Source organism: Neobacillus cucumis (genome assembly GCF_002860255.1).
GTDB lineage: Bacteria > Bacillota > Bacilli > Bacillales > Cytobacillaceae > Neobacillus > Neobacillus cucumis_A.
Genome location: NZ_PGVE01000058.1, coordinates 1 through 15,276 on the forward strand (window position 1 = coordinate 1; position 15,276 = coordinate 15,276).

Here is a 15,276-nt window from a genome sequence, read left to right on the forward strand (position 1 = left end):
GTTTTGAGAGAACGAACTCTCTAATTTAATAAGTCTGGCAATTATGGCGAGAAGGTCACACCCGTTCCCATACCGAACACGGAAGTTAAGCTTCTCAGCGCCGATGGTAGTTGGGGCAAGCGCCCCTGTGAGAGTAGGACGTTGCCAGGCCAGCCCCAGTAGGGGCTATTATTTTTGTCAAAAATACAGGTTAGGCCCCTTGGTCAAGCGGTTAAGACACCGCCCTTTCACGGCGGTAACACGGGTTCGAATCCCGTAGGGGTCACCAATGTTTTTTCGTGATAACGAAAATAACTTTCATTATTTTGGAGGATTAGCTCAGCTGGGAGAGCATCTGCCTTACAAGCAGAGGGTCGGCGGTTCGATCCCGTCATCCTCCACCATTTATTTTTTTTTCTTTTTTTGAACCATTAGCTCAGTCGGTAGAGCACGATCGAATAAGCTTCATTGAAAGAGCATCAGGGCACACGCCGAGCTGCTGCTTGAATAAGCTTTCTGAGGTGTGGGCATCCGGCGAAAATCAAAGTTTAGGAAATTACATTCATACGAGCCATTAGCTCAGTCGGTAGAGCATCTGACTTTTAATCAGAGGGTCGAAGGTTCAAGTCCTTCATGGCTCACCAAAGTTTTTTGTGATAGCAAAATAACATTTAATTTCATGCGCCCGTAGCTCAATTGGATAGAGCGTCTGACTACGGATCAGAAGGTTATGGGTTCGACTCCTTTCGGGCGCGCCATAAAATTTATTATAATTTTTATTATCGCGGGGTGGAGCAACGAGCGTTGCTTCAATGACTAATCTGCGAGTTGTAACCATCGAGCAGCTGCTTGAATAGGCATACTGAGATGGGGACAGTCAGTAACAAAACATGGAGCATACTCCAAACTTTATCATTTTTATTATCGCGGGGTGGAGCAGTCCGGTAGCTCGTCGGGCTCATAACCCGAAGGTCGCAGGTTCAAATCCTGTCCCCGCAATTGGTCTGGTAGTTCAGTTGGTTAGAATGCCTGCCTGTCACGCAGGAGGTCGCGGGTTCGAGTCCCGTCCAGACCGTACCTTTATCCCCAGTAGGATAACTACTGGGGATATAGATTTTGTGTGGCTCAGTAGCTCAGTCGGTAGAGCACGATGAATAAGCTGCAGGGAATTAACATCAGCGTATCCATCGAACTGCTTCTTGAATAAGCTTTCTGAGATGGAGACGAAGGACTTACCTGAAATTAGTTGTAGGAACTCATTTTTATATGGCTCAGTAGCTCAGTCGGTAGAGCAAAGGACTGAAAATCCTTGTGTCGGCGGTTCGATTCCGTCCTGAGCCACCTTTTTATATGGAGGGGTAGCGAAGTGGCTAAACGCGGCGGACTGTAAATCCGCTCCCTCAGGGTTCGGCGGTTCGAATCCGTCCCCCTCCACCATGTATAGGGGTATAGTTTAAAGGTAGAACGAAGGTCTCCAAAACCTTTGGTGTGGGTTCAATTCCTACTACCCCTGCCAAATCATTTTTATAATGGCGGCTGTGGCGAAGTGGTTAACGCATCGGATTGTGGTTCCGACATTCGTGGGTTCGATTCCCATCAGCCGCCCCATTTATTTTATAAATTATTAAAAGGTATAAAAACGCTTATAAAGCGTTTTTTTTTTGTACTTTTTTAACATAGCCATCCCTAATTTAGCTATTATTTTCATAATCTTATTTTAAAGCCAAAAATGAATCTGATTTGTATGTTAGTTCCAATTTTCCCCAATGAATTGAATAGCAGGTAATAAATTGGTATTGTTAGCAATTTCAATCAGAGCGGGATACACGGAAGGATCTGTTTTGGAGAAGTTAGGGATTCGTGGATTTAACCGAAAAAAACGATCTCCTAAAAGTTGAGAACTGACCATGGATTCATAGTAACTAGTTCCATTACTGACAAGCTGAAGAAATGGTAGTAAGGGTTCATTGGGAGATCGGTCGAAAAGGACTCCCCAATTTGGAGGGAGGTTGTTCAGATTTTCGGGGCGTATGTTATCTGCACTCACCATCCCCCACCCTTTCGTATCTCTTCTTAACTGAAGCGGGGCTTCACCTGTTCCAATGGATAAGACCGCAATTTGATCTAACGGCTGTTTGGCTTTATCCACTGCAAACGAGATACTAGCTGTACTAGGGTTAGTGGTTATGACAAACCCATCCACGTAATTTTGATAGGCTCGTTGCGTAGCGGGAGCAGCACTGCTCCGTAGTATCACATCACTTACTTTTTCATTTAAATAGGGAGAGCCAGGATAGTTGTGGAATAACACAGGAGTCCAACGATTCAGCTCCGGTGAGAATAATTGAAATGAAGGGACAACAATTCGTTTTTTTAAGTTTTTGAGACGAAGATCTGGTGGAAAAAATGATTCTACCGCTTCGATAAAACCGGAATATGGTAATTGTTGATTAAAAACAGGTCCACCTGGCCGGGAGACGCTGTAGGCCGGTAGGATTTTATCCCTAAAATACTGAAGTGTCTCCTTCGGTGACCTTCCACTTGCTAACGCAAGGGCAGTGAATGAACCGATTGAATTCCCCGCGAAAACATTGGTTTGACGAATTAATTGTGGTTTTTGTCGAGCCAATCTGTTCAAAAGTTGTAAACTTAATGCACCTAATGTACCGCCGCCATCAAAGGAGATGATCCGATATCTTGCCAAAGCTGATTTCTCCTCTCTATTATAATCAAAGGTATCATTCAGTATATGTTTGTCTCGTATCATTTGTATGGACAAAGATATCTCTTTTGAAAAAGCTAAAAGATTCATTTCGCATAAATACTCATAAAACAGAAAGAATATAGTTAGGATTATTCATGAATTGGGTGTTAATATTGCGTATTATTTTGGCTGGAGTTTTTATATTTGCATGTTGGCGTTGGGGGAATATAAAAAACTGGAAACAATACTACCCGACAATTTTATATTCTGTTGTTTTGCAATTGTTATATAGATTTTTTGTTGAAGGGGATTATTTTCTTTGGAAATTAGAGGATGACGTTTTTTTATTAAACCAAACCTTTTCTTTTTTAATTATCACATTTGTGATTTTTCCATGTTCTGTCATTCTATTTTTGTCCCACTACCCAAAACCGTGGATAAAACAAATTTTATATTTGGCTGGATGGGGAGGATTATCAGTAATTATCGAAACAGTGATGTTTTTAATTGAGAGAGTCACCTATCATAATGGGTGGAATTACTGGTGGTCAATGGCATTTGACCTTACTATGTATCCGATGATTCGCTTTAATGACGTCAAACCCATTCCCGCTTGGATTGTTTCTTTTTTAATGACGGCATTTTATATAATTTACTTTCATGTTCCCTTACCGGAACATGAAAAAAGTAACTTTATTGGGTGCTTGAGTTCAAGAAAGTGAGGCTGGCGACAGCCTTTTTCTTATTCAACTTACGGGAAGGCTAGCATAATAAAGACAGGTATAAATTGATCCCACATTAGGAAATATATTATAAATTGTTCCTAAAGGTGGTTTAAATGAACAACTATACAAATGATAATACTGCCAGACGGTATAAAGCCCATGTTAGTATTTATGGAACAACCCAATTGCATTTAAAAAATCCTTATATCATTGCATGGTGGTCTGCTGCGTTTCCTGGATTCGGGCATATGCTATTATCTAAATATCTTAGAGGATATGTATTATTTATTTGGGAAGTTGTTGTTAATGTTAAAGCACATGTTAATTCTTCTATGATTTATTCCTTTCAGGGGAATATTGACATGGCAAAAGAGGTATTAGACACAAGATGGCTTCTTATGTATATCCCTGTTTACATTTTCGGTATTTGGGATAGTTACCGGACAACAGTAGATTTGAATAAGGTCTATCTTTTAGCCGAGCGAGAGGAACACCAGTTTAATTCATTTTCATTAGGAGCATTAGAGATAAACTACTTAGATAAGCGAAATCCCTTTCTTTCCGTTATGTGGTCGTTGTTTATCCCTGGGCTAGGGCAGCTTTATATACATAGGATTTTAACTGCTTTCTTTGTCATCATATGGTTAGTGGTATTTTATTATTATTCTCATGTTCAAGAAGCTGTTGTACTTTTATTTTTAGGAAAAGTAAAGGAAGCGACTTCGGTTATAAAGCCAGCATGGCTTCTTTTTATCCCTTCACACTATGGGTTTGCAGTTTATGATTCATATATTAATACGATTGAGAATAATAAACTTTTCGAAAAAGACTTAAGGAATCATTTAACCAAGAATTATCAATCGAAGAGTTTCCAAATACTAAAAGGACAAAAAGTGAAGTGATAGATGTGCAGCTATTTTCAACATTTGAAACCACTGGATTTTTAGAAATGGCCATTTCAACATTAGAGAAAAAGGGGATTAAAAAAGATAGTATATTTGCTGTCCCTCTGGATAATAGAGCAGAAGAACGTAAAATTTTAGATACCCTTCATCGCTCAGACGGAACAAGCCTGATTGATATTGGAATGGGTCTTGCCACTGCCTTTTCAGTTATTGGAGCTAGTATTGGGTTTAAGTTAGCTCTGGGACCAATTTATTGGGGACTGATAGGTGCATTTGTTGGATTTGTTCTTGGATTTGCTATTCGGCTTTTTATGGAATTGGTTATAAAGAAAAAGAAAAGAGTTTTAAGAGGAAAACATTCTGAGGTCATCTTAATTATTGATTGTGAAGAATTAAAAGCTGAATTAGTAGAAGATATACTTTGGAGCCATTTTGCACTAGGAGTAGCTAAAGTAAAATGATTGAAGGAAAATTTGTTGAACACTACATACATTTCTTAATAAAACTAAAGATTGAATGGTTTGTGCTTAAACTTTCGGGTGGAAAAGTAAAAAAAGAGCCTGTATCAACAATTACTTGGTAATTAAAGATACAGGCTTTTACTATCAACCCTAACGGGGTCTATATAGTATGTTTGGAAGATGTTTTATTTTAAATTGGGAAATCCTTGCTGGCGCAGAGCTTCATATACCAAAATAGCAGCAGTATTCGAAAGATTGAGTGATCGAATATTATCATTCATTGGTATTCTCAAAAAGTGATCTTCATTTTTTTTAAGTAAATCCTTTGGTAAACCAGTTGTTTCTTTTCCAAACATAAAATAATGTTCCTTTGATTCATCACTGAAATCAAAGGATGAATGTGGTTTTTCACCAAACGTCTCAATATAGTAAAACTCACCTTGATTTTTGGCGAAAAATTCGTCTAATGAGTCATAATACGTTATGTTTACATGCTGCCAGAAATCTAAACCAGCTTGTTTTATCATCTTTTCATCTGTTGAAAAGCCGAGTGGCCGGATTAAATGCAAGGCTGTTCCCGTTGCGGCACAAGTACGTGCAATATTTGCTGTATTAGCAGGGATTTCTGGTTGATATAGTACAACATGTATTGCCAAGAAAGATCACCTCTATCTTTATTTTACCCTCCAAATTATAGCATACAGATTTTAGGTTTATTTTCATACAATCAATATACTGCGATAATTAAGCTGATTGCTTTTGTTTTCTTCTTTCTCGATCTTCCTTTTTCTTTGCTTTTGATTTTGCTCTTGATTTAGACACTCTAAATAATAATATAAATCCCGCACTCAACATTAAAGCCCATACAAGTGCGAATTTATTACTATTTAAATATATTCCTATAGTAGGTATCAACAGAAGTACGATGCTTTTTAGATAATAATTTACTTTAGGACTAATGATCATCAAAACTGATATGATAACAAGCACCGATGTCTTGAGATTATTCCCCATAAAGGAGTGATTCGTGTAATTTACGTAGAAGTAATACCCAAACGATCCTAAAATGGCAACTAAGGAAAGATAAAATCTCATAAACGAACTTTTATAAAATAGGATCCAAGCAGCAATAAAATTAATACCTGCACATATTCCAAGGACAGATAAGGTATGGTAAAACGTAAAATTGCCAATAGGATCATTCATAAAGTTCCAAATGAAATAGAAGTTGTAACAAACTACTGCTACTACTAATAGCTTAAAGACTAGTTTTAATGGGATCATGTTCCCTTTCTTTTTCTTATTTGACGATTTGGACCTGGATTTGGATGGCGAAAAGACTTCCGCTTCGCCCTCTTTATCTACTTTTTTCTTTTTCCTTCCCATAATCCATTGTTTATATCCTCGTTCTTCTGGTTCCTTTTCTTCTTTATATCTAGTAGGGTAGTCTCTATCTTTAAATTCTTCAGCATCAACTTTTTGTACTTCTTGGTCTGTATTTGAATAAGAATCCAATGCCTTTTCACCTCAAAAAATATTTTATTATTATTATAACTTATTTTTATGAGGACATAAATTTTTACAGACTCTCCTTACTAACGACACCATTTCTGAATTTCATATTAGGAAAACTTCCACCGGCTATTTCCTTTTCTGGAATAGCTTGTTCAATTCTCTTAACATTACTTACACTTAGATTCACATCTAGAGATATTAATGATTCTTGAAGCTGAGATACTCGTCTCGCACCAATTAACGGAATAATATCCTCCCCTTTGGTTAAAATCCACCCAACGGCAAGCTGGGCTAAAGTGATTTGCTTTTCTGCAGCTATTTCACGCAGGGATTCGACGAGAGAAAGATTTTTGCCTATATTATCTTGGGAAAACAATGGAATATGACTGTTGCTGTGATCCAATTTGTCTTTTGAGATCTGTTTGACGTAACCAGCTTTAACCATATCGGAAATCGCTCCAATCGTCTCCTCAACTGGAATGGCTAAGTCAATTCTTGCTGGCATATAAAGGTCAATATAGTCTACACCCAACCTTTTAAGTGAGTATGTGAGGTAATTCTTTATATGATGTGGTCTGACATCCAGACCATACATTGCTCCATTAGGTGAAACTAATGCCCCAAACTTGACTGATAGAAAAGCCTTGTCTCTTTTGTGGCCCTAAAGTGCTTCACCAATTTGAGGTTAGGTTAGGCACTGTTATAACTGAATGTTTGAGTTCACTGTGTATAAAAAATAAACGGTAAAATTCCGGCTAAATTGGGAAATACGCATATTTCCTTAAAAATAAGGGGAGCTTTTCCGATTATATTGTCCAAATCTTTGGATTTTGTCTTATTTAAAGCAGTTAATCGGAATATATCCTCTTATATCCGCTTCTTAAGCTTCCCTATACGCATTAGCAGGAAATTCTCCGCCTATGAATGCTCATATCTACACGAAATCGATACGGAGAAGGCGGAAATGGTTTGCAAACTTCGTATTCGCATTCCGAAGAATTAGAAATTGTCCTACATTTTATAAGGCAAAAAGGATTACATTTTGGTTTGCATTTTCCTGTACAAATTGACGTTTTGCGATATAAACAGAATCCGTTAGAGAATACTTCAGTCTTTTTTGTATACTAAAAAACAAACATATGTTCTATAATAAATATAAAACAATAATTAAGAAGGTGATAATTTTATGCAGTTTAACCTAGAAGTGCATCTAATTATTGAAGGAACAGGGATAGCTTCTAGAGGGCGCTTTTCAGCAAGGCATAAAGGAGAAATTTCAAGCGTTGCCCACCAGTACATACAAAGTATAAAACGAGAAACCGGGTATCGTAAAACGTTCATTGAGATGGTCATTGTGAACGGAGCAGAAGACATAACAGAAGAAGTAAGGGAAATAGCGAACAAACCTATTCCACCAATGGACGATATTTTTTGGTAATGGTGGACTATTCACCGAACAGATTCATTAACTTCTAGAAGACATGCTCATAAATAGGTAACTAACGTATAGTGTGATAACTACCTTTTTAGGAGAGATGTGTTTTGTCCTACTTTAATCATCCGTATTTAAACCACTTCATTAACGGTTATAACTATGGTACTCCATATCCATATCCAACCACCGGAAGTCCAAATAGGTATAGGAATGATCGTTCTGCCAATTGGGTTAAATCTTATTCTAAAGAGGAAGCCGCAGCAATCGCTTTACTTTTAGGGATTGATTTTAATAAAAGTAAATTTAATTTAGATGAGTTTTGGATGGGAGTAAATACAGAGCTTGAACATGGAAAAATATCCAGCCAAACCAATGTAACTGGTGATGATCCTATTATAACGGGGAAAATTGCCCTCGCTCATCTTAATGAGTTTCCTGATTACTACAAAAGATTAAAGGTGCTTGAGGAAGAAGCAAAAGCCTATTGGAACAAATGATTTAATAGAATGCCTGAATGATAAGAATAGTCTTATTCAAGTAATGTTTTTACGTTTATAAATAGGCCCTTCTCAAGTGAGAAGGGCCTATTATGGGAAATGACCAATTGGTTTATTTTAATTGGACATCTTCATATTTCTCTTCATGCATATGATCGACATAATCATCCGATATCTCGCCTAAATGAAGCATGTCTTCACCTTCAACAACAGCTTCAAGTGATTCAAAATACTCTTTAGGGATATTAAAATCGATTAGAAGTTCTCCTGAAGTACTACTGTAGATACTTCCAGACAGATTACCTGCCGGAGGTTCTTCCATTTTTAATAAATCCTTTAATGTTACAGCTTGGCCGTTAACCTTAAAGCTCATTTTAACTTCATACAGTGCTATGGTTTGCTCTAATATTCTAGCCACTTCATCCAAGTCTGCATCGCTTAATTGAGAAGGATCTTCTACATTCGCGAATTTTTCCCAAAGTGTATCGTTTGTCATGATTTGGTCAAGCTGGTTTTTATTTTTTTCTTCAACCTCTGCTAAATAATTGAAAAATCTCTCAGCTTCTTCTTCTGTTATGCCAAATTCCCCTAATCCACTTTCAACTTCTGCCATATATTCATCATTGTTAACGTAAAAATCAACCGCTGCATCCAAATCCTCAATAAATTTATATTCACTCTTGTTATCGCCAAAATGATCCATTAGGTCATTAAATTCTTTCTCTGTCAGACCATATTTGGTTAGTAACTCCTGAAAATTTTTTGAGTTAATAGGGGTACCCATGACTTCTTTTAGATCTTCCACTGTATTATAGTCATCTAATGGAATTTCATAGTAATCAAGATAATCCTGTAAATCCTGTCTAGTCCATCCTATTTCCGCCAAATATTGGTTTAATTCATTTTCTGGCGGGGCTGCATCAGCAGAAGAAACATTCATCAGGATTGGAATTGTAAGCAAGCATAGGAGTATAACTTTTATCTTGACCATCGGAAACCCCCTTTTTATTTGGTGCATAATTAATTTCTCCATTTTGAGTTCCTGTTACGAATGAAAAAAATTTCCTAAACCGGTTATGATCTTAAAAATAATTGCCCTCCCAACTAAAACGCTAATCCTATATGGTTCGAATAGATGTAATGATTTTTTGAACATAGAAAGGATAAATTGACAAAAGCTAATGATAAGTTGCTGAAAAAATACTAAAAAGGGGGGTCCACATGCGTGAGACAGGAAGTAAGGGAATGTTCTGGCACTGGGGTCGAACGATGTATCGATACCGTTGGTTAGTTACACTTTTGTGGATATCTCTGTTTGTCTTCTCGGCTTTTTTCGCAGAAAAACTACCTGAACAGTTAAAGGACAGCGGATTTAATCCTACAGGCAGTGAATCTGATCGCGGTTTAAACCAAATGAAAATGGAAATTGGAACTGCCCCTTCGACGTTAACGATTGTTTATACGAGCCGTCATTTGGATTTAACGAGTGAAGATGAAATAAAGACCATTTTGAATTCATTAAATGCACTGAAAAAGAAGAATTATGTAGAGAGTATAAATATAAATCAGAATGCTCGACTAAAGAAGGACAAGGGTATTCAGTCCGTCATCGTTAAGTTAAAACTGAATGGACCAGAGGCACTTGATCGGTTTCCAGAGATGAGGAAACTAATCCCAAAGCCTAGAGAAATGGATATTTTTATTGATGGAAGTACAGCCACGCTCTATGATGTACAAAAAGCTACCAAACACGATCTTGCAAAGTCAGAAATGATTGGTCTGCCAATTGCGTTGAGCGTCCTTTTGTTTATTTTCGGGACCGTATGGGCAGCCCTTTTGCCTCTTGTTATTGGTATTGTCAGCGTTTCTCTAACACTCGGTATTACATACTTTATTACTGGTTATTATTCGATTTCCAACTTTTTACCGAATATCGTGATGATGCTGGGGCTGGCAATCGGAGTGGATTATGCATTGTTTTTTGTCAGCCGCTTTCGAGAAGAATTGAGGCATCAGAGTTCAGTGGAAGAAGCTGTGGCAATGGCGGCAGCAACGGCCGGACAGTCCGTCTATTTTTCAGGTTTTGCTGTGCTAATTGGAATGTTTGGGATGTTATTTATTAAATTGCCTATTATTTATTCACTATGTTTAGGAGGGGTCCTGGTCGTTTTCTCAGCAATGACACTTTCTTGCACGCTCCTGCCTGCACTTTTGGGGATTTTTGGACACAAAATTAATTCCCTCAAAGTTTTTCCCGGAATTCAAAAGAGAATGGCAAACTCCACCATCTGGGAGCGGATTGCAAATGCGGTAATGAAAAGGCCGGCTTTCTTAGCCATTCTGATAAGTACTCTATTAATATTACTTATGGTACCTATCGCTGGTATGAAATTAGGTGTACCTACGGCAGAAGTACTCCCGCCCACATATGAATCAAGAATGGGGGCCGAATTATTAAAAAAGTATTATGACAGCAGAGAATCAAGTCCAATCCTAATTGTTGTGAAGTCACAGAAGAATTTCACGGAAGAATCTGCTATCCAAACCATTCAATCGTATGAAAAAAAGATTCGGCATATTGCCGGAGTAAAGGATGTTCGGAGTTATATAGATATCCTTGGTCAAAAAACATCAAAGGAAACAGCTTTGATCCTTAGATCAACAAGGACAATGGATCAAATGGAAAAGAAGAAGTTAGCGCGGGGGAGGTATGTACTACTTACAGTGGTACCGCATTCTGATCCCGAGTCCGCCAGAGCTTCTGAGCTAGTAACAAGGCTGAGAAAGGTGCAAACAGATAATCTCAACACATTAATAACTGGGCAAACGGCTATGCGTGTGGATATGCTTGATCGGATTTTTTCGGGGCTGCCCTTATTAATGCTCTTCATAATGACAGTTACATATCTTGTTCTCCTATTAGCATTTAAGTCGATTCTTATCCCTCTTAAAGCTGTCTTGATGAATGTAATGAGTCTCGGGGCAAGCCTCGGTATTGTGGTGATTGTTTTCCAGGATGGGTGGCTTGCGGACACATTGAGAATTACCTCAACTGGGTATGTTAGTATCATTATGCCAGTGACAATCTTTTGCATCGTGTTTGGCATTTCGATGGATTATGAAGTTTTTCTAATTTCAAGAATTAAAGAGGAATTTGACAGGACAGGTGATAACAATAAAAGTACTGCAATTGGATTACAGAAAACGGGCACTCTAATCAGCAGTGCCGCTTTGATATTAATCGTTGTAGTTGGATCGTTTATTTTTACGGACATTGAAATAACGAAAGCATTGGGTGTAGGGTTATTTTGTGCCATTTTCATTGATGCAACATTTATTCGTATTATCGTAGTACCTGCCTTAATGAAGTTACTAGGTCGTGCGAATTGGTGGGCTCCAAAATGGCTCTAAATGGAAGGGAAATAAATAATAAAGATATAGATCGCGGCAGCGGTCTTTTTCCCCCAAATGGGGATTATTCGATAAAAGCTTATGTTAATAATGGTGGCGCAACAACGGATTTTGCTAAATTCTTTTTGTTTAAAAGTCTTGCGACTGGGTAAATAAAATTGTAATTTTCATCAAGGCGAGAGTGATAATAAATGGAATATTTACAAATCGAGAGAAGAAGAAAGAGGTACAATGTAATAATCATTGGGAATAATCAGGAAGAACAGGCCGTCATCATAGCGTATTCTGCTGAGGAAATGAAAAGCTTAGTACGGAAACTGTATAAACATATAATTATTGATGAAAAGGGGTTACCTTCAGGAGAAATTTTATTCGAGACATCAGAACTATTATAAAATAGACTGTGTCTTTTTTTTGCCCTATTCATAAGCTCATGGAAATAACAAAGATCTTTTTTCGGAGGTATTTAACCAAATTGATATGTTAAGGTTTTTTGAAAAGTGTCTACTTTAATAAGAGATTTTTTACTATCATTGGATACATTAAAAAGGAATGAAATAATTCTGCTGAGGTGGCATTTACATATGACTTCAAAAAGGCACAAAGTTTTTAATATATTTTTAATACTGTTACCTTGGTTATCGTTATTATTTATAGGTAAGCGTAGTATCAAACGTTATTCTTTAGCAAGTGTTTTTATAGCTATTTTTGAAATTATGAATCATTTGTATGGACATAAAAGGAAATGGTGGGAGTTTTACGATAAGCCACGTTCATTTATAAGGGATGAACTTCCATTTGATATTGGTCCTTACCTGCCTATGTCTTTGTGGTTTCTTAAACTTTCATATGGAAACTTTAAAAAATTTGTATTGATTAATGCGATTGCGAACGGAGTATTTGCTTTTGGGATCATGCCTATTCTTAAGGCATTTAAAATTATTCGTTTAAATCGGTTAAACTACTTTCAATTCTTTATATATATACATTATAAAGCTTATATCTTGTATGGAATACAGTATTTGCTTGAAAAGTTAAAGTTCGTGTCCAAATGAATTAGCTGCCAAAATTCAAAGTAATGGCCCAGTACGATACTGAGCCATTTACTTTTATCTATTCAAACTGCTTTTTCCACTAACGCCTCCTCAGGCTCAAGCGTGTTGTTTCGGTAGCACAGCTTTCATCGGATAAAATTCAGTGATCATTATACCAGCCATTACGGCTGGGTCTTCTTCCACAAGTTTTGGGACTTGGGCTTCATTTTCAACTTCAATGATGGCAAGTCCGTGTGGTGCTGAAGGATTTAACACAGGACCAAAGACCAGAGCAATCCCCTGGTTTTGCTTCTCCGTCCAATAGGCAATATGTTTTAACATAACGTCCCGTTCTTCTCCTGTCATATCCTGATGAAAAGTTGTTCTTGGCGGAGTAGACTTCAGCATAAAGTGCATTTTAGCTGTAGCTTTACTTGCGGTACTGTTCGACATCCTAATTTACCTCCATCATTTTATAGTTCTTTTTCTTAGTTACAACTCTAAGATATCGACTATTATTCCATAACTCCCTTTCGAATACAATGAACCACCTTTTATGTTCCATAACTGATCTAAATTCTAAAAGATGATTGACATAAAAAATTATAAGTAGTATTATTATCTCAGATTCAAAATACTTTAATTCGAGGTTTTTGGGGGGGTGAATGAAATAGAGAGGAAATGCAATAATCTGCCCTATCTACTATTAATGCAAACATCTAAAGCCATTCATGAAAGAATAAAGGATGAAATGGCAAAAAACAAATTAAATATAACGGAGTTTTCTGTATTAGAGGTTCTTTACCAAAAAGGGAAACAAACGATTCAACAGGTTGGAAAAAGTATATTAATCTCAAGTGGAACAATGACCTATTGTTTAGATAAGCTGGAACGAAGAGGTTTATTAAGCCGAAATGCCTGTCGAGATGATCGCCGAGCGATACATGTTGCATTAACCGATGATGGAAACGGATTGATGGACGAAATTATGCCCAAATATCATGAGGTCGTTCATCAGATGTTTGATTCATTAAACACTGATGAAGCAGAAACTTTGGTGCAGCTTTTGAAAAAAGTAAAGAACAAGGTTTAACTTCATTTTTTTAAAAACAATATCTCGGATTCGAGATAAAATAATTAGGAGGATTTTAAAATGATAAATATTGGTTTATTAATCATTCGTTTAGTAGTTGGTTTATTATTTGTGGGCCACGGTGCTCAAAAATTGTTTGGTTGGTTCGGTGGTTATGGATTAAAAGGTACAGGAGGCTGGTTTGAGTCTATTGGAATGAAACCAGGTATAACAATGGCTCTTTTTGCAGGATTGGCTGAGCTTGTAGGCGGCATCTTGTTTGCTCTGGGATTATTAACACCACTTGCAGCCATTTTAATCGCAGGGACGATGGTAATGGCCATTATCAAAGTTCACGGTGCTAATGGATTATGGGCAACATCTAATGGATATGAATATAACTTAACTTTGTTAGCAGCAGTTATTGGGATTGCATTAATCGGTCCTGGTCAATACGCTTTAGATGCATTTTTATTTTAAAATATCTCAATTTAAAGATTCTCGGATTATAGTTTTTTGATAGGTGAAGGAAGGGAATCTCTAAAGTAGAAGAGCTAATCGATAGCGGTCGGTTAGCTTTTTTATATAGATTGTTTTCGATCCTGTAAAATTTCTTGGATAATTTCGATATGAACGGAAGCCCAAGATTTTTCATGGAAGTGAAGAATCACACTTAGGGTCAGGATGGATATATAGGCGAAAACAAAAAAAATCCAAAGGAAGCTTCCTTCTTTAAACAGAAATTTGTGTAATTGCTCTGAAAATAGGAGCAAGAGCCATGGGCCAGAAGAAACAAGAAGAGGAATCATTCCGGAGCCATTTTTCTCTTTTATCATGCAAAGATATATTTTTTTTAATGTAGGGCTATCAATTGTAAGGTAAAAGTCCTGAATTTGTTCAATTTGATTCATTTCCTTCACTGATTCAAATGATTGTTCATTTTTTAATGCCCTTTTTAGTTTGAGATAAATTTTATGAGCATCCCCTCGAAATGAAAACATATGAAAACACGTTCCTCCATTAATATGACTTAATTACTAGAAGGCTTCCCAATATGGTTTCGTCTATACATGATCCAAGTCAATTGTGCCCCAAGAAGTTATCGGGTTCGGATTTAAGGTCACAAAACAAATTAATTGTGCAATAACCCACTTAATAATATTTTGCTATTTTAAAAAATGATAACGCTTTAGCAGGAGATTTTTTGATTATTGGAGAATTATTATTTTAATAGTTAATTTTCTGAAAATTATTAAAATACAGTATGAAACAAGGAGTGTTTTCACATGTATTATGTCTACAAAACAGGAATTTATCAGAATTCAGAAAAGAAACGTTGGGAATACTGGTATGTTGGACCAAATGATTTACGAATCCTTGTATCATGGTTGAGCTGGACGGCATTTGAAGAATATGAAAAATGGGAAAAAAACTGTTTAATAGAGAAAGCAGGATAAGGTTTTTACTGTTACAAATTTACTATTACATAGTAGATCATAAAAAACGGAGAATCGGTTCATTCTCCGTTTTTTTGCTGT

20 protein-coding genes, 10 tRNA genes, 1 rRNA gene and 1 pseudogene are annotated in these 15,276 nt (G+C 36.8%); 24 read left to right on the forward strand and 8 right to left on the reverse strand.

The window, feature by feature from the left end; translation table 11 throughout:
- The first annotated feature begins 33 nt into the window (after nt 1-33).
- The 11 genes from rrf to CVD27_RS15100 all read left to right on the forward strand — a co-directional run bounded on the left by rrf (nt 34) and on the right by CVD27_RS15100 (nt 1,587).
- A 5S ribosomal RNA gene (gene rrf / locus CVD27_RS15050) occupies nt 34-150 on the forward strand.
- A 43-nt stretch (nt 151-193) separates the two neighbouring features.
- Nucleotides 194-268 (forward strand) — tRNA-Glu (locus CVD27_RS15055).
- A 39-nt stretch (nt 269-307) separates the two neighbouring features.
- Nucleotides 308-383, forward strand: a tRNA-Val gene (locus tag CVD27_RS15060).
- A gap of 164 nt (nt 384-547) precedes the next feature.
- A tRNA-Lys gene (locus tag CVD27_RS15065) sits at nt 548-623 on the forward strand.
- Between the two features lie 37 nt (nt 624-660).
- Nucleotides 661-737: transfer RNA gene (locus CVD27_RS15070), tRNA-Arg, on the forward strand.
- A gap of 167 nt (nt 738-904) precedes the next feature.
- Nucleotides 905-978 (forward strand) — tRNA-Met (locus CVD27_RS15075).
- Nucleotides 979-980: 2 nt separating this feature from the next.
- Nucleotides 981-1,054, forward strand: a tRNA-Asp gene (locus tag CVD27_RS15080).
- 193 nt (nt 1,055-1,247) lie between these two features.
- Nucleotides 1,248-1,320 (forward strand) — tRNA-Phe (locus tag CVD27_RS15085).
- Nucleotides 1,321-1,331: 11 nt separating this feature from the next.
- A tRNA-Tyr gene (locus tag CVD27_RS15090) sits at nt 1,332-1,416 on the forward strand.
- Between the two features lie 5 nt (nt 1,417-1,421).
- A tRNA-Trp gene (locus CVD27_RS15095) sits at nt 1,422-1,495 on the forward strand.
- A gap of 16 nt (nt 1,496-1,511) precedes the next feature.
- A tRNA-His gene (locus CVD27_RS15100) sits at nt 1,512-1,587 on the forward strand.
- A 139-nt stretch (nt 1,588-1,726) separates the two neighbouring features.
- Here CVD27_RS15100 and CVD27_RS15105 read toward each other — a convergent pair.
- A complete protein-coding gene (locus tag CVD27_RS15105; RefSeq protein ID WP_101648731.1) occupies nt 1,727-2,683 on the reverse strand; it encodes a patatin-like phospholipase family protein in 957 nt (318 codons plus the stop codon).
- 155 nt (nt 2,684-2,838) lie between these two features.
- Between CVD27_RS15105 and CVD27_RS15110 the strand changes: the two genes are divergently transcribed.
- The 4 genes from CVD27_RS15110 (at nt 2,839) to CVD27_RS28760 (ending at nt 4,896) form a co-directional block, all read left to right on the forward strand.
- Nucleotides 2,839-3,405: a CBO0543 family protein gene (locus tag CVD27_RS15110; protein WP_142384103.1), complete on the forward strand. Its 567-nt coding sequence runs from the start codon at nt 2,839-2,841 to the stop codon at nt 3,403-3,405.
- Between the two features lie 116 nt (nt 3,406-3,521).
- Nucleotides 3,522-4,310 carry a hypothetical protein gene (locus CVD27_RS15115; RefSeq protein WP_101648733.1) on the forward strand — a complete coding sequence of 263 codons (789 nt, stop codon included), beginning with the start codon at nt 3,522-3,524 and terminating at the stop codon, nt 4,308-4,310.
- Between the two features lie 5 nt (nt 4,311-4,315).
- Complete coding sequence (locus CVD27_RS15120) at nt 4,316-4,774, forward strand: hypothetical protein (RefSeq protein WP_101648781.1); 459 nt, start codon at nt 4,316-4,318, stop codon at nt 4,772-4,774.
- Entirely contained in the window at nt 4,771-4,896 is a 126-nt protein-coding gene (locus tag CVD27_RS28760) for a hypothetical protein (protein WP_257984371.1), read from the forward strand. Before CVD27_RS15120 ends, CVD27_RS28760 begins: the two co-directional genes overlap by 4 nt.
- 63 nt (nt 4,897-4,959) lie before the next feature.
- Here CVD27_RS28760 and trmL read toward each other — a convergent pair whose 3' ends face one another.
- The 4 genes and pseudogenes from trmL to CVD27_RS28770 form a co-directional block, all read right to left on the reverse strand.
- Nucleotides 4,960-5,430: a tRNA (uridine(34)/cytosine(34)/5-carboxymethylaminomethyluridine(34)-2'-O)-methyltransferase TrmL gene (gene trmL, locus CVD27_RS15125; RefSeq protein ID WP_101648734.1), complete on the reverse strand. Its 471-nt coding sequence runs from the start codon at nt 5,428-5,430 to the stop codon at nt 4,960-4,962.
- An 88-nt stretch (nt 5,431-5,518) separates the two neighbouring features.
- Nucleotides 5,519-6,289 (reverse strand): hypothetical protein, encoded by a 771-nt coding sequence (locus tag CVD27_RS15130; RefSeq protein WP_101648735.1) that lies wholly within the window; start codon nt 6,287-6,289, stop codon nt 5,519-5,521.
- A 64-nt stretch (nt 6,290-6,353) separates the two neighbouring features.
- Nucleotides 6,354-6,734, reverse strand: coding sequence for an aldo/keto reductase (locus CVD27_RS28765; RefSeq protein WP_257984376.1), 381 nt, complete (start codon nt 6,732-6,734; stop codon nt 6,354-6,356).
- Nucleotides 6,714-6,935, reverse strand: a pseudogene (locus CVD27_RS28770) (aldo/keto reductase); the annotation flags it as partial. The gene CVD27_RS28765 and the pseudogene CVD27_RS28770, both read right to left, overlap by 21 nt.
- A 540-nt stretch (nt 6,936-7,475) precedes the next feature.
- Here CVD27_RS28770 and CVD27_RS15140 point away from each other — a divergent pair.
- Complete coding sequence (locus tag CVD27_RS15140) at nt 7,476-7,727, forward strand: hypothetical protein (RefSeq protein ID WP_101648736.1); 252 nt, start codon at nt 7,476-7,478, stop codon at nt 7,725-7,727.
- A gap of 104 nt (nt 7,728-7,831) precedes the next feature.
- A complete protein-coding gene (locus CVD27_RS28170) occupies nt 7,832-8,221 on the forward strand; it encodes a DUF5661 family protein (RefSeq protein WP_180960295.1) in 390 nt (129 codons plus the stop codon).
- 112 nt (nt 8,222-8,333) lie between these two features.
- On the opposite strand, the gene CVD27_RS15150 is transcribed toward CVD27_RS28170, so the two are convergent.
- Nucleotides 8,334-9,212 carry a processed acidic surface protein gene (locus tag CVD27_RS15150; RefSeq protein WP_180960296.1) on the reverse strand — a complete coding sequence of 293 codons (879 nt, stop codon included), beginning with the start codon at nt 9,210-9,212 and terminating at the stop codon, nt 8,334-8,336.
- Between the two features lie 230 nt (nt 9,213-9,442).
- Between CVD27_RS15150 and CVD27_RS15155 the strand changes: the two genes are divergently transcribed.
- The 4 genes from CVD27_RS15155 to CVD27_RS15165 all read left to right on the forward strand — a co-directional run bounded on the left by CVD27_RS15155 (nt 9,443) and on the right by CVD27_RS15165 (nt 12,687).
- On the forward strand, nt 9,443-11,632 hold the full coding sequence (locus tag CVD27_RS15155) for an MMPL family transporter (protein ID WP_101648738.1): 2,190 nt from the start codon (nt 9,443-9,445) through the stop codon (nt 11,630-11,632).
- Entirely contained in the window at nt 11,623-11,784 is a 162-nt protein-coding gene (locus tag CVD27_RS28175) for a hypothetical protein (RefSeq protein ID WP_180960297.1), read from the forward strand. The genes CVD27_RS15155 and CVD27_RS28175 overlap by 10 nt, the downstream gene beginning before the upstream one ends.
- 39 nt (nt 11,785-11,823) lie before the next feature.
- A complete protein-coding gene (locus tag CVD27_RS15160; RefSeq protein ID WP_101648739.1) occupies nt 11,824-12,027 on the forward strand; it encodes a hypothetical protein in 204 nt (67 codons plus the stop codon).
- Nucleotides 12,028-12,216: 189 nt separating this feature from the next.
- Nucleotides 12,217-12,687, forward strand: coding sequence for a hypothetical protein (locus CVD27_RS15165; RefSeq protein ID WP_101648740.1), 471 nt, complete (start codon nt 12,217-12,219; stop codon nt 12,685-12,687).
- A 96-nt stretch (nt 12,688-12,783) separates the two neighbouring features.
- Here the strand turns inward: CVD27_RS15165 and CVD27_RS15170 are convergent, their stop codons facing one another.
- The gene (locus CVD27_RS15170; protein WP_101648741.1) at nt 12,784-13,119 is read right to left on the reverse strand and encodes a YciI family protein; all 336 of its coding nucleotides are present in this window, start codon (nt 13,117-13,119) and stop codon (nt 12,784-12,786) included.
- 256 nt (nt 13,120-13,375) lie between these two features.
- Between CVD27_RS15170 and CVD27_RS15175 the strand changes: the two genes are divergently transcribed.
- Nucleotides 13,376-13,759, forward strand: a complete 384-nt coding sequence (locus CVD27_RS15175; protein ID WP_257984372.1) for a MarR family winged helix-turn-helix transcriptional regulator — start codon at nt 13,376-13,378, stop codon at nt 13,757-13,759.
- Nucleotides 13,760-13,819: 60 nt separating this feature from the next.
- Entirely contained in the window at nt 13,820-14,218 is a 399-nt protein-coding gene (locus CVD27_RS15180) for a DoxX family protein (RefSeq protein ID WP_101648742.1), read from the forward strand.
- Nucleotides 14,219-14,319: 101 nt separating this feature from the next.
- Here the strand turns inward: CVD27_RS15180 and CVD27_RS15185 are convergent, their stop codons facing one another.
- On the reverse strand, nt 14,320-14,739 hold the full coding sequence (locus tag CVD27_RS15185) for a hypothetical protein (protein WP_101648743.1): 420 nt from the start codon (nt 14,737-14,739) through the stop codon (nt 14,320-14,322).
- Nucleotides 14,740-15,024: 285 nt separating this feature from the next.
- Between CVD27_RS15185 and CVD27_RS28180 the strand changes: the two genes are divergently transcribed.
- Nucleotides 15,025-15,195 carry a hypothetical protein gene (locus CVD27_RS28180; RefSeq protein ID WP_180960298.1) on the forward strand — a complete coding sequence of 57 codons (171 nt, stop codon included), beginning with the start codon at nt 15,025-15,027 and terminating at the stop codon, nt 15,193-15,195.
- The last annotated feature ends 81 nt before the right edge of the window (nt 15,196-15,276 follow it).